We start from the raw sequence: 13,054 nt of genomic DNA, 5'->3' as shown, positions 1-13,054 counted from the left end.
AGGATTGTTAAGATGTGTTGAAGAGACGGGACCATTGATAACCGCGCCTTCCGTAATGATCAACCCTACTTCATGCGGTAACCCCACTTGATTTTTCAGCCACAAAAAAAAGCCGCAATGATGCGGCTTCAGCAAAATGTTGGCGATTCTATTATTCGCTGGCTGATTCAAAAGTTTTCACAACTTCATACATGCCGGGGTCGAACTTGGCAATCTTCAAGGCTTCCTGAAAGTACGGAAGAGGTCTGGGATCATCGCGCATTGCTTGATAATCTTCTTCACTTCGCCATTGCGCGTACATCGTCACTTTGGTCCCATCCAAGCTGCGATGGAGGCTGCAAGATATGAAACCAGGTGCGTACCGTACTGAAACTTCTGTTGCATTGGTAAGCAGCTCCACGACCCGATCCTGATTCTCCGGTTCAACTGTAAATACATTGATAAATGTCAGGATATTCTGATTCGTCGCGATGTGTGTCATAAGACGTCAGCTCCTTCAACTATTTTCATACCAGACGGTTAAAGTAATCCAAGTCATCCATATAACTTCGCTTATCTTTAGCAACAGGGCACGATTCATGCATGATGTAAATTAGTTTCTCTCGAACTTATCGTACATCCGCGACACAGCTGTATTCAGCTCTCTCACTTCCTTGAAGCCAATACCGCCTCTGCCTGACTTCGGCCAAATCCTCGACTTTTGAAATCTCAATGAGCTTCCTTGAAGCCTCTTCCAATTGGAATATCCATTCCAAAGTTAGTATAACGAATTCCTACACTTAGAGTCAACCAAACCCGGAATGTTTACTCCAATAAAATATTACCAAACCGCTGAGAAAGCAGAACTAACGCCTGAATTCAACGCCGAAGTTACAGTAGTTTTTCTCGGAACACTATTAAAATTTAGAATTTTCGTTCCACCACAAAAGAATATCCCATCTTAGAGGAAGTGCTAAGAGTGGAATTTTCGTTCCAGATCATCCACAAAAAGCCCCTTTGAGACCATAACCTCAAAAGGGCTGTTTTATCATACGAGTATCGCTTTCCATGAAGCTTCAAGAACTTGTTGCGTCTGAATTTCGTTCAAAGGATACTTTTGTACATAATACCCCTTCAGTATGGAAGAGATAATACCATGGATGAGCTGATGGCACAGATGAGAATCCATCTCTTTGAAGACCCCCTGCTTTTGCCCTTCGATAATCAAAGAAAGGATAACCTCCCGAGAGTTTTGGGCATCGTCCATATCGCGCAGCTCAGGTGAAATATACGGTGAAAAGGAGAAGCTGTCGATAAATAAAAATTCCTTAGGATGATGCATGCCGAATTTCAGCCTGTTCAATTGCAGGCACTTGAAGCGCTCATATAGGCTTGCTTCAGGATCGTAACCCTTCAGCAAATATTCCCCCATCAAGAGTCGCGCCTCCCGGTATACCGCATTCACCAATTCCTCTTTATTGGCAAAATAATTATAAATCGTGCCTGACCCCACGTTAGCTTTCTTAAAAATTTTCGCGAATGTAACAGACTGCAGCCCCTCTTCATCAATCAAGTCGAGTGTCGCAGCCATAATGTCCTGTTTTTTGCTCATCTCGCTTTCACCTCTTGCCGCTAAAAGTGAGTAACAGAGATTTCATCTTGCTAACAATATCACTGTTTTCACTTTCTACTTATTCCACATCTCTTAAACTTTTCATTTACTGTATCATAAAAGCCGTAATTAATTCCATTTAAAATAATATTCCCATTATTCGCTGTGCTTGCTTCCTTCATTCACTTACACGAACTTACGCTTGTACCGCTGCGCCCAATCTTCAACCATTTATTGACACTTATAATCTTAACTGATATATTTCAATAAAACATACTATTCCTATATGAATTAAAAATTCGGAGGTGTTCCATTCTTATGAAACCATTGAAATCCCGTAGGCCCTTGCAAATAGCCATTTTAACAGCTGTGCTCCTATCCTCGGTAACCACTTTAAGCAGTGCGGCTTCAGCGAGTGATTCAACAGTCGCATACAAGCAGTTTCTGAATGATAAGTATGCCATCACTTTGTCAGACACCTTATCGAAGGGCGATTTCATTATCGCAGTGAGCCGCATCCTGAAAGTGGAAGCAAAAGATCAAACCAATGTATTTGCAGACGTACAAAAGGACAGTCCTTATTATAAAGCAGCCCTTGCTTTGCACGAAAAAGGTATTCTATCCGAAGGCATACTGCAGGGTGATCAGCCGCTTACTCAACTGCAGGCGACTTTCATAGCTTTAAAAGCCTCCGGCTTAAAAGAACTCGCTTATACCTATCCCGAGGATAAAATTAAGGCCGCTCTGGCTAAAGTACATATTGATTACGAACAAAATAATCAATTAACACGACAAGCCGCCCAAGAGCTGGCTGCCGCCATTGATACTGGTCTTGTCTCTTCTGGATTCGAAGCGGATGCTGCGGCTAACCAAAGCTTTGCTAATGATCTGCTTGGTAAGATTCTGACTTTTAATAATCAATACAAGCATTATATTGGAACGACTTCCGATGATGATATTTTCCGTAAAATTAACGATGCCTGGCGTACGGAGGATCTAATTTCATCAACAGATTTGCGCTCTGTCTTCGATGAAGCCTTAAAACAGAATCTTATTACCGGTTACAACTTGAAGGATGCTCGTTTCGATGCAAATTTTGATCCAAAGCTATCTCTCACCTATGGACATTCTGACATCACGCATGCGATCCAGTTAATCGGATTGCTGCGCAGCGAGAACATCCAGGCGAAAGTACAGCTAGAGCCCAAAACGTCTGCCTTCATCTATTTGAAAGAGTGGGGCGAGCCAACACAATCCGACGATTATCAAGTCGTCCAAATCGAGAACGGCAATTTCATCGCCTATGCCAAGGAATACGACATTGAATTCGAATTCGATAATACGGAGCAAAAGAACAAGTTCCAACAGGTCATTTACCAATATGCTAAAAAGAACAGTAAGGACCAGACAGGACTCATTTATTCTTCCTGGTGGCAGCCGCTCTACTATTCATTATCCGAAGTGAACGACTATAAAGTGATTGCTAATAATAAAGTCAATAAAGGCCATTATTATGCGCAGTCCTTCTCCCTCAGCGATAAATCTGACGAAGTTGTCGCTGGTCTAAAGAAAATCAATGCCAGCTTGAACGTCGACTCCTATAAATTCTGGGTGGACGAACCCTTCTACAATTATCTGCTAGGTGATTATAAATAAAACTAAAAACAGTTGCTCGGGGCTCCTATTCTCCCGAGCAACTGTTTTAGTTTTATACCAACCGCTGCCGCGAAGCCTCAAACAGCAGCACCGTCGCGGCCATCGCCACATTGAGCGACTCCGCCTTGCCCTGCATCGGGATGATCACCTGCACGTCCGACTGCGCGGCCACCTCCGGCGACACGCCCTTCGCCTCGTTGCCGAGAATCAGCCACGTCGGCTGGCGCAGGTCCGTGTCGTAGCACGAGCGCTGCGCCTGCAAGCTCGTGGTCACAAGCCGCACGCCGCGCTCACGCGCACGCGGCAGCAGCTCCAGCAAATCTGCCTCAACGATCGGCAGATGATACATCGATCCCATCGTCGAACGGATCGTCTTGGGATTGTACAGGTCGACCGTGCCCCGACCTAGCACAACGGCACTGGCACCAACCGCATCTGCACTGCGGATAATGGTGCCCAGGTTGCCCGGGTCCTGGACACCGTCCAGCACGACCGCCAGCTCCAGCGCGCTTGCCAAGAGCTCGTCCGGGTCCAGGCCCGGCTTCGTTACGACCGCGAAGATGCCTTGCGGCGTCTGCGTATCGGAGCATTTGTCCAGCACCGCCTGACTGACGCCGACCCATTCAACGCGATCCGCAGCCCATGCAGCGAGCTCCTCCGGCCTTCCTTTGTCTACGCTGAAGACAATCGTCTCCACAGGAGCACCCGCGCGCAGCGCTTCCTCTACGAGGTGATACCCCTCGATCAAATACTTGCCTTGCTTATCTCTGCCGCGGCGCTCCAACAGCTGCGCCCATTCTTTTACTCGATTATTTTGGACGGACATAATTTCCGTATATGTACTTGTCATCAATGATCTACTCCGCAAACGTCACTTCAAAAGATTGAAGATCGTGATTTTTTCCTACTACGACTAAAATATCCTGACTTCCCAGCGGCTGATCCGCGCTTGGCGCAATATCCATCTTCTCATCCCGCTTGATCGCGATGACATTGCAGCCATACTTGGCGCGGATATTAAGCTCCTTTAAACTTTTGCCGATCATGTGCCCGGTGACTTGTACTTCCACAATGCTGCAATCTGCTGACAATTCAATGTGATCCACAATATTGGAAGATATCAAATGATGCGCGACCCGCTGCCCCATATCTCTTTCCGGGTAAACGACTTTATCCGCACCAATCCGCTTGAGCACTTTGCCATGCAGATCGTTCACCGCTTTGACGACAATCCTCTGCACACCCATCTCTTTCAAAATCAAGGTCGTGAGAATGCTGCTTGAATGTCTTCGCCGATAGCGACGACCACAACATCAAAATTGCGAATGCCCAGCGCCTTAAGCGCCTCTTCATCCGTTGAATCCGCCTGTACAGCATGGGTGACGACCGAGGATATGTCTTGCACCGTCTCCTCCGACGAATCGATGGCGAGCACTTCGAAATCGAACTGCGATAACGTTTTTGCCACGCTGGAGCCAAACCGGCCTATGCCGATGATCGCGAACTGTTTTCTCATTCGTTCCCGCCTCCCAGTTCTGTCAATATCTCTGTATTATAGCATATCAGACTTCTCTTCTCACAATTCATGGCACGAGCATGAAGCATTCGCAACTTGCGCATATTAGGAGAGATAACGTTAGGGAAGCGAGGAGCGCATATTGTTGAACATTAACCTTAGACAAGCCGTCATTCAGCGCGTTCAAAACAAATCCAATGAAGAGCTTCAGGAAATCATCGATGACTCGATCGGCGGGGTGGAGCAAGTACTTCCGGGACTTGGCGTACTGTTTGAAATCATTTGGCAGCACAGCGATGAGAACATACAATCGGAGCTGGTGGAGACGCTCAAAGGCCATCTGCAATAATCTTGAAGATTATGCCATGAATGCAGCTAGGCCAGGTTTGCTGACCCACAAGCCCGGCCCAAGCTTTTTATACATAAGCAAACATCCCGCTCTTACAGGAAGAGGAGGATGCTGGATGCATTCCGCTATTATAACATATTATGAATTGGCAGCGCCGCTGGTTTCTCACAGCTGCTTTGCATGATGTAGTGCTGGCCTGAATCCGAAGCATCATGGAAGCCATGCATCGCTTCGAGCACATGGTAAGCCAGCTCTCCGTTCGCCCGATGCTGCGACGTATTGCCCTCAATCAGCGCTTGTGCCAACGCAGCTACACCAAGGCCGCGGGAGTTTTCCGTGTAGCCGTGGGTAAGCGGGATCGGCTCCCAATCGCCGCCGGCACGGCGGATGTAGACAGGGCCGCCGAACGTATTCGGATCTGGAACACGCAATGTGCCGTGACTGCCGTAAATCTCGATATTCGGCAGCTGCGTAGTGCCCTTAATATCAAAGCTTGTGATCAGCGTAGCGATAGCCCCGCTGTGGAAATCAAGCACACCCGCGATATGCGTAGGCGTTTCGACGGTAATCTTCTGCCCGAACTTCTTCTCGCTGGAAATCGTCCGCTCCGGAAAGCTGATGTTCGTGGAACCGGTTACCCGGCGAATCGGACCGAGCAAAGCGACCAAGGCCGTTAGGTAGTACGGTCCCATATCGAACATTGGACCTCCGCCTTGTTGATAGTAGAACTCCGGATCCGGATGCCAATGCTCGTGCCCGCGGCCCATCATGAAAGCTGTTGCGGCCACCGGTGTGCCGATCCAACCGTCTTGAATCAGCTTCAGGCAGGTTTGAATGCCGCCGCCGAGGAACGTGTCAGGAGCGCTGCCAACCAGCAAATTTTTGCTGCGGGCAAGCTCCAGGATGCGCAAACCGTCCTCGCGGGTGACCGCAAGCGGTTTCTCAACATACACATGTTTGCCTGCTTCCAATACCTGCAAGCATACCGATGCGTGCGCCGCTGGAATCGTCAGATTGATGACAATATCAATCTCGCTGTCGGCCAGCAGCTGTTCAACGGTATAAGCGTTAGCGATTCCGAATTCTTCCGCTCTCGCCTTAGCGCGGTCGAGATCAAGATCGGCGCACGCGACCAACTCCAGATGTGCGAATTTCGGAATATTTTTCATATAAATCGCGCTAATATTGCCGCATCCAATAATACCAACTTTTTTTCTACTCATCTCTTCAGCTCCTCCTGACCTTATCTAGCCGCCCACAGCATGCCGCGGCGCATCAATTCGAGGGTTTGCGGCATCCGTACAATATTCGCCTGGTGACCGAGCGAGTTATAGTACACTTTGCCGTTGCCATACGTTTTCGTCCAGACCACAGGCATTTCCACATCGCCAAAATCCGTCACCGCATGCACTTGAATCGCAGGATCAACATGCATGTAATATTTCTCGGACACGACGACGAAATCTTCAATGCCTGAAGTCAGCGGCTGCTCCTGATTTTTGATGCGAACCGTATATGTAACGCCATCATTGCCAGGATGCGCCACCCATTGGCCCCCTACCATATATTGGTATTCCACTTCATTGCGAAAAGAGTCCGCCATCCCGCCGTGACAGCCGGCGATTCCCGTACCGCCTTCTTTCACCGCAGCCAACAACGGCGCCAATTGCTCCTTCTCGATCGTGCCCATCGTCCACACTGGAACAATGAGGTCGACGCTGGCCAAACGTTCTGCATCTTTGAAGCTGTCGAGCGTATTGGAAATTTCCACTTGAAAACCTTCTTCACGAAGCACGCCACCGAAAATTCCAGCCACTTCCTCGGGCTGATGACCGTCCCATCCGCCCCATACGATTAACGCTTGTTTGCTCATGCTTTTCAGTCTCCTCTCCATATGTAAAAGCCCATCCAAACTCGCAAGCCCCCAACACGTTTATACTTCGCTTAAACGTACCCAACGACGCTCTGCGATCGAGCGGTCAACCGCCTCAAGCACTTCCTGACATTTCACGCCATCGACGAAGTTCGGCACCGGCTGCCGGTCTTCAGCGACCGCATTCATCAGCTCAACGACCTCATGCACAAACGTATGCTCATAACCAATCGTGTGCCCCGCCGGCCACCAAGCATCCATATAAGCGTGGGCAGCATCCGTAGCCAGTACGCGTCGGAAGCCTTGGACATCCTCGGCGTCATCGGTGAAGTAAACTTGCAGTTCGTTCATCCGTTCAAAATCAAACTTTACGCTACCCTTGCTGCCGTTAATCTCAAACGAATTCGTGCAGCGGTGGCCCGGCGCGAAGCGCGTCGCTTCGAAGCTGCCGAGTGCGCCGCCGGCGAACCGCGCCATGAACAACGTCGCGTCATCGACGGTGACGGGTCCGCGTGGCGCATCGGCGCTGCCTTTGGCGCTGAGACCTGTCATCGCCGTCGGCAGCGGGCGCTCCTTGATGAATGTCTCGCTCATGCCGATGACTTCGGTCATGTCGCCGATCAGGTAGTGCGCAAGATCGATCAGATGCGCACCAAGATCACCGTGCGAGCCGGAGCCGGCCACTTCTTTTTGCAAGCGCCAGACGAGCGGGAAGGAAGGATCCACGATCCAATCCTGCAGGAACCAGGCGCGGAAGTGATAAATCTGGCCGAGACGTCCGTCGGCCACGAGCTTCTTCGCCAGCTGTACCGCTGGCGCGAACCGATAGTTGAAGCCGACCATGTGCTTCACGCCTGCCTCTTCAGCCGCTGTAAGCATCTCCCTGGCATCCTCCAGGGTCAGCGCCAGCGGCTTCTCGCAGAACAGATGCTTGCCGGCCTTGGCCGCTGCAAGCGCAATTTCCTTGTGCGCATCACTGGGCGCATTGATATCGACGATGTCGATCTCCGGATGTGTGACCAGCTCGCGCCAATCCGTTACATACCCCTCCCAGCCGAATTGCTCGGCTGCTGCTTTGACACCGCTTTCATCTCGGCCGCAGATCAGTTTCATCTGCGGCACCGCAGTTTGCGGGAAGAACATATGCAAATCGCGGTAAGCATGGCTGTGCGCCTTGCCCATAAATTTATAGCCGACCATACCGATATTGTAAGATTTCATGAATAAATGCCTCCTTTTATTCGTGATTTCTAAGCGAGGACTGCCTGACGATGAGCTGTGTCGGCAGCTTAACCTGAAACGACTTTCCACTTTCTCCATCCAACACTTGTCCCAGCACACGCCGGGCGGCTGCCTTGCCCATCTCGTAGAAGGGCACGCTGACGCTCGTCAGCGGCGGATCGCTCAGCTTGGCGGCATCCGAGTCGTCACAGCCGACGACGGCCAAATCGCGCCCCGCCGTCCAGCCCCGCTCGCGCAGCCCCTGCATCAGCCCGATGGCCATGCGGTCGTTCGCCGCAAACACGGCTTCCACCTCGTCCCGCTGCTCCCATAGTTTCGCCGCTGCCTCGTAGCCGCTTTTGCGACTGTAGTTGCCTTCGAACAGCAGCTGCGGACTGACCTCCAGCCCTGCGTCGTTCATCGCCTGACAGTAGCCCTTCAGCCGATCCATGCTGTTGGAGTACTCCGGCGAGCCGTTGAGGAAGGCAATGCGGCGATACCCGGCTTCCTGCAGATGCCGAACCGCCATGCAGCTGCCTTGCACATGATCGGCATCGACCTCGCTCAGCTCCATCCCTGCGAAGTGCTGATTCACCAGGCAGAAGGGCAGCTTCTCTTCCTGCAGCCGCTGGAGCGACTCGCGCTGCCCCGGGGTGTCTCTGGAGCCCAGAATGACACAGGCATCCACCTTCTGTGAGCGGAACAAACGAATGTAGTCCGCGCTATCTTCAGGTGTCAGCAGGGTCAAGAGCATATCATAACCCTGCTCTCTGACCTGCTCGCCGATGCCGCTAAGAATTTCCGCGAAGTAATACGTCGAAAAGAGATGCACCTTCGGCATATAGGGCAGAACGACACCCAGATTGCCGCTGCGTCTGCGGGCGAAGCTTTGCGCTATCGCATTCGGGTGATAGTTCAACTGCTTGGCCGCCTGCAGCACACGTTCCTTCGTCGTAGGTTTCATCGGACCGAGCCCGTTAAATACGCGGGATACCGTCGCTTCCGAAACGCCGGCCAAGTCAGCTACCTCTTTTCTTGTTACCATGTTCACGCCTCCAGTAAATCGTTATGACTGATTATTACGAACTAAATGTACACGCGTACATTTTCTCATTGATCACCATATCTTGTCAATAAAAACTTCAGCAAAAAACCGGTTATGCACTCATAACCGGCTGTACGATCTTTCGTATCTCCGCATCTTGGCAAATATCCGCTTATCCTTCAATCTGCGGAATATAAATGGATCCGGACTCGTATTCACTTCGAGAATCCACGGGTTTAATTCTTTATCCAGCGCGACGTCGACGCCGATTTCTTTGACCCCTCTGTATTTGGCATGAATCGCTTTCGCTACTTGCGTGCCCAGCGCATGCAGCTTGAGGATATAACGTCGCTGTTCTTCACCTGTCACATAGCTCGCCAGCAATGTCTCTACGGGCTTTAACGTCCCGCCGCTGTGAAAGTTGGTCACGATTTTGCTCGGATGCGCGACTCGCCCGATAATTCCCGTTGTCTCCCATCTGCGCTGCGGCGTTTGCTGCACCATCACCCGCAAGTCAAATCGGTTACCTTTGTACTTAAGCAAGTGAATGCCTTTTTGTGCCAAATAGTGGCGTTTATTCGTTACTCGCAAAATGGAAGCATACATCTCATCGAACGTATCAAAGCGGCTTTCTTTCACGCCAAGCTGATAGGAGTACGCTTTATCCTTGGCCTCATCGGCCCATTCTACCCGGATCACCCCGTTGCCAAACATGCCGATATTCGGCTTGACGTACACCATTTTGTAATCCTTCAGCATCTGCAGAAGTGTACTGTGTGTCATGCGCATCGTCAGCGGAACATGCTTGCGCAGCGCTGGAAAGGCTTCAACGGCTCTAGTTTTCCCAATTTTGCTGTGCACGTATCTGGCTCTGCCGAGGTTTATTTTTCTCTTGGGCCTTTTCTTCATTTCTCTGCCTCCAGCTTCAATTTATCGAAATCAGCCAACGATTGGGCTGCAACCTGCCAGCAGAATTAGTTAACGGAACTTTAAGGCGAACCCGTACCTATTGTATGAAGTAACTCCCTAGTTGGCGACTGAAAAAGAAAAGAGGTTAAGCAGATTTAATCTCTGCTTAACCTCTTATGATTACGGAGCGCTAGTCAAGAACTGCGCCGTTGGATTCTTATCAATGGCTGAGCGCAAAGCGTACTCGCTCTCGAACAGGCCGACATAGTTGCCTTTCTTGTCCTTCACCAGCTGGGAGTTAATGCGGAACTTACCCGGATCAATCTTCTCGTCAACGATCCAGCGGGCAAACTGGTAGTTCTGGCGCTGCAGTTGAATGTCCACGCCGTACTCGGACTTCATCCGATGCTCCAGCACCTCGAATTGCAGTTGGCCAACGACGCCAAGGATCATGTCTTCGAAGCCGATCGTCGTGAAGACCTGAATCATCCCTTCCTCGGTCAGTTGATCGATGCCTTTGAGGAATTGCTTCTGCTTCAACGCATTTTTGATCGACACTTTGCTGAACAGCTCCGGCGAGAACGTCGGCAGCTCGTCAAAAATAACCTCTTCGCCTTGGCTCAACGAATCGCCAATCCGGAAAATGCCCGGATCGAATAAACCGATAATATCGCCAGGGAACGCCTCTTCAACGATATCGCGATCCTGTGCAAGGAATTGCTGCGGCTGTGCCAGCTTAATGTCCTTGCCTGCGCGATTGTGCTTCACGGTCATGCCGCGCTCGAATTTACCGGACACGATGCGCAGGAAGGCGATGCGGTCGCGGTGCGCCGGGTTCATGTTCGCTTGAATTTTGAACACATAACCGGTGAATTTCTCTTTCGTCGGCTCAATGACACCAACAGAGCTATTGCGCGGTTCTGGCGTCGGCGCCAACTGCAGGAAGTTCTCCAGGAACGTTTGCACGCCGAAATTGTTGACCGCACTTCCAAAAAATACCGGTGTCAGTTCGCCTTTCAGCACTTTCTCCATATCAAAAGGATCTCCGGCCACGTCCAGCAGCTCGATATCCTGGCTTAATTGCTTATGCAGGAACTCGCCGGCGATTTCCTTGACGAGCGGATCGTCCACACCGCTTACTTTGCGGACTTCGATCTGCTTGTGATCGTCGCCTTGGAACAGCTCCAGCTGTGTTTTCTCGCGGTCGTAGACGCCGCAGAACTGCTTGCCGGAACCGATCGGCCAGTTCATCGGATAAGAGCGAATGCCGAGCACTTCTTCCAGTTCCTCAAGCAGCTCGAACGGATCGCGTCCCTCCCGGTCCAATTTGTTAATGAATGTGAAAATCGGAATCCCGCGCATCCGGCACACTTGGAACAGCTTCTTCGTCTGTGCCTCGACCCCTTTGGCTACGTCGATCAACATCACGGCGCTGTCCGCTGCCGTCAGTGTCCGGTACGTGTCCTCACTGAAGTCTTGGTGACCCGGTGTATCCAGAATGTTGACACGATGTCCTTCATAATCGAACTGCATCACGGAAGACGTGACCGAGATCCCACGCTGCTTCTCGATTTCCATCCAGTCTGAAGTCGCGTGCTTGCTCGCTTTGCGCCCTTTTACCGTACCGGCCAGGCGAATGGCGCCCCCGAATAAGAGCAGCTTTTCCGTCAAAGTTGTTTTCCCCGCATCCGGGTGGGAAATAATCGCAAACGTGCGCCGTTTGGCGACTTCCTCTTCAAGTTGTTTACTTATTTGCGTCGTCATCAGTTTAGTCCCTTCGTTCTAACTCGAATTATGCTTGCTGCAAATCAATGCTCCAGTTCGCTTCCGCGATAAACGTGCGGTTGCTGAACTCTCTTCCGCGAACTACGACTTTATTGGCATACACTTGCACATAGATGCCTTGCGCTTTATTTTTGGCTTCCTGCTGGTAAGCCCGATTCAGCGTTCTTCCGACGGAAGAGTTATGGAAAAAGTGGAACGACTCCTGCACATAGTGCGGAGTACCGTTTTGGAAATCCTGGTGGCGGTGTCCACAGAATACAAACACATTTTTATAAGGTTTCAGCGTCTCTCTAAATTGCATGGCGCGAATCAATTGATGCGACCCGCCATCCGTGCCGACCGGCGGCAGCGGCTGGTGCGTCATCACAAACAGCGGCCTGCCCGGTTGGTAAAGCGCTTTGACCCGCTCCTTGAACCAAGACATCTGCTCGTCTGAATACCAAGCGCCTTCACCGACTTCCGGCTTCTCCTGCACATAGGCTTCTTGGGAGAGCAGCAGAATAGAGTGCCCTTTGGTCGTAAATTCATTGTAAATCTTCTCATAGCCAAAAAACTTCTTGAATTGCTCCCTGGACATCGCGTCCGTCTTGCCGTTCGGCATCGCTCCCTGGTCCCAGCTATTCGCTTTGTTGATCCAGATCGTATAGTAATCGTGGTTCCCCATATTCGCATACACCGGGGGAAGTTTATAGTCGTTTACAATGGACCGCAGCTCCTTATAATCGCGTTCCGTTCCGGTATCGGTCAAATCGCCTGTAAGCATAACGGCATCGACCGGTCCGTCGAAATGCGTAACATCATCCAAAGCCTGCCTGAGCTTCTTAATCGTTTGCGGATCTCCGGCAGTTACATGTAGATCGCTTAATATAAAATACGACATAAGTGGTTCCGTTGACAATGATTCTAACGGTGACTCAGGTGCCGCACTCGCATCAGGCGTCCCCGCACTAACCAAAGCTTCTTCCGACAAAAACTTCTTTTTCAACAATTGGCTGAAAAGTGCGCTTAATCCGACAAGAGCCGCCCCAATCATCAATAAGTATCGAATAAATGCTCTTCGCGTCATGCTGCACCTCAAGTCGTCATTATGGGCGTTACGGCATCTATTA

General features: G+C 50.6%; 12 protein-coding genes and 1 pseudogene. 2 read left to right on the top strand and 11 right to left on the bottom strand.

The genetic code is table 11. The annotated features are described in order from the left end of the window. Positions 1-151: 151 nt before the first annotated feature. Both O9139_RS21115 and O9139_RS21110 read right to left on the bottom strand, forming a co-directional pair. The gene (locus O9139_RS21115) at positions 152-481 is read right to left on the bottom strand and encodes an antibiotic biosynthesis monooxygenase family protein (RefSeq protein WP_270881422.1); all 330 of its coding nucleotides are present in this window, start codon (positions 479-481) and stop codon (positions 152-154) included. 546 nt (positions 482-1,027) lie between these two features. Beyond that, entirely contained in the window at positions 1,028-1,591 is a 564-nt protein-coding gene (locus O9139_RS21110; RefSeq protein ID WP_270881421.1) for a TetR/AcrR family transcriptional regulator, read from the bottom strand. A gap of 318 nt (positions 1,592-1,909) precedes the next feature. Between O9139_RS21110 and O9139_RS21105 the strand changes: the two genes are divergently transcribed. Next, a complete protein-coding gene (locus tag O9139_RS21105; protein ID WP_270881420.1) occupies positions 1,910-3,247 on the top strand; it encodes a hypothetical protein in 1,338 nt (445 codons plus the stop codon). Between the two features lie 52 nt (positions 3,248-3,299). Here O9139_RS21105 and O9139_RS21100 read toward each other — a convergent pair whose 3' ends face one another. Together O9139_RS21100 and O9139_RS21095 are read right to left on the bottom strand one after the other, a co-directional pair. After that, positions 3,300-4,097: a TrmH family RNA methyltransferase gene (locus O9139_RS21100; RefSeq protein ID WP_270881419.1), complete on the bottom strand. Its 798-nt coding sequence runs from the start codon at positions 4,095-4,097 to the stop codon at positions 3,300-3,302. 7 nt (positions 4,098-4,104) lie between these two features. Continuing rightward, positions 4,105-4,763: pseudogene (locus tag O9139_RS21095) on the bottom strand (potassium channel family protein). Positions 4,764-4,908: 145 nt separating this feature from the next. Here O9139_RS21095 and sspI point away from each other — a divergent pair. Next, complete coding sequence (sspI, locus tag O9139_RS21090) at positions 4,909-5,112, top strand: small acid-soluble spore protein SspI (protein WP_270881418.1); 204 nt, start codon at positions 4,909-4,911, stop codon at positions 5,110-5,112. 128 nt (positions 5,113-5,240) lie between these two features. Here sspI and O9139_RS21085 read toward each other — a convergent pair whose 3' ends face one another. The 7 genes from O9139_RS21085 to O9139_RS21055 form a co-directional block, all read right to left on the bottom strand. Continuing rightward, a complete protein-coding gene (locus O9139_RS21085; protein WP_270881417.1) occupies positions 5,241-6,335 on the bottom strand; it encodes a Gfo/Idh/MocA family protein in 1,095 nt (364 codons plus the stop codon). Positions 6,336-6,355: 20 nt separating this feature from the next. Further along, positions 6,356-6,985 (bottom strand): ThuA domain-containing protein, encoded by a 630-nt coding sequence (locus O9139_RS21080; protein WP_270881416.1) that lies wholly within the window; start codon positions 6,983-6,985, stop codon positions 6,356-6,358. 60 nt (positions 6,986-7,045) lie between these two features. Further along, positions 7,046-8,206, bottom strand: coding sequence for a Gfo/Idh/MocA family protein (locus tag O9139_RS21075; protein WP_270881415.1), 1,161 nt, complete (start codon positions 8,204-8,206; stop codon positions 7,046-7,048). A 16-nt stretch (positions 8,207-8,222) separates the two neighbouring features. Then, entirely contained in the window at positions 8,223-9,251 is a 1,029-nt protein-coding gene (locus O9139_RS21070; RefSeq protein ID WP_270881414.1) for a LacI family DNA-binding transcriptional regulator, read from the bottom strand. A 120-nt stretch (positions 9,252-9,371) separates the two neighbouring features. Beyond that, complete coding sequence (locus O9139_RS21065; RefSeq protein WP_270881413.1) at positions 9,372-10,160, bottom strand: YheC/YheD family protein; 789 nt, start codon at positions 10,158-10,160, stop codon at positions 9,372-9,374. Between the two features lie 180 nt (positions 10,161-10,340). Then, entirely contained in the window at positions 10,341-11,924 is a 1,584-nt protein-coding gene (locus tag O9139_RS21060; RefSeq protein ID WP_270881412.1) for a peptide chain release factor 3, read from the bottom strand. A gap of 28 nt (positions 11,925-11,952) precedes the next feature. Continuing rightward, complete coding sequence (locus O9139_RS21055; protein WP_270881411.1) at positions 11,953-13,011, bottom strand: metallophosphoesterase family protein; 1,059 nt, start codon at positions 13,009-13,011, stop codon at positions 11,953-11,955. Positions 13,012-13,054: the final 43 nt, after the last annotated feature.

Source organism: Paenibacillus aestuarii (genome assembly GCF_027789125.1).
Classification (GTDB): domain Bacteria; phylum Bacillota; class Bacilli; order Paenibacillales; family NBRC-103111; genus Paenibacillus_E; species Paenibacillus_E aestuarii.
The sequence above is the reverse complement of the archived record's forward strand: the minus strand, read 5'-3'. Positions and strand labels throughout refer to the sequence as shown.

Excerpts from the sequence above, each read along its gene's own strand:
- O9139_RS21060 (WP_270881412.1), bottom strand. The coding sequence starts at position 11,924 with ATGACGACGCAAATAAGTAAACAACTTGAAGAGGAAGTCGCCAAACGG.
- O9139_RS21080 (WP_270881416.1), bottom strand. The coding sequence starts at position 6,985 with ATGAGCAAACAAGCGTTAATCGTATGGGGCGGATGGGACGGTCATCAG.
- O9139_RS21065 (WP_270881413.1), bottom strand. The coding sequence starts at position 10,160 with ATGAAGAAAAGGCCCAAGAGAAAAATAAACCTCGGCAGAGCCAGATAC.
- O9139_RS21105 (WP_270881420.1), top strand. The coding sequence starts at position 1,910 with ATGAAACCATTGAAATCCCGTAGGCCCTTGCAAATAGCCATTTTAACA.
- O9139_RS21075 (WP_270881415.1), bottom strand. The coding sequence starts at position 8,206 with ATGAAATCTTACAATATCGGTATGGTCGGCTATAAATTTATGGGCAAG.
- O9139_RS21055 (WP_270881411.1), bottom strand. The coding sequence starts at position 13,011 with ATGACGCGAAGAGCATTTATTCGATACTTATTGATGATTGGGGCGGCT.
- O9139_RS21085 (WP_270881417.1), bottom strand. The coding sequence starts at position 6,335 with ATGAGTAGAAAAAAAGTTGGTATTATTGGATGCGGCAATATTAGCGCG.
- O9139_RS21115 (WP_270881422.1), bottom strand. The coding sequence starts at position 481 with ATGACACACATCGCGACGAATCAGAATATCCTGACATTTATCAATGTA.
- O9139_RS21070 (WP_270881414.1), bottom strand. The coding sequence starts at position 9,251 with ATGGTAACAAGAAAAGAGGTAGCTGACTTGGCCGGCGTTTCGGAAGCG.
- O9139_RS21100 (WP_270881419.1), bottom strand. The coding sequence starts at position 4,097 with ATGACAAGTACATATACGGAAATTATGTCCGTCCAAAATAATCGAGTA.
- O9139_RS21110 (WP_270881421.1), bottom strand. The coding sequence starts at position 1,591 with ATGAGCAAAAAACAGGACATTATGGCTGCGACACTCGACTTGATTGAT.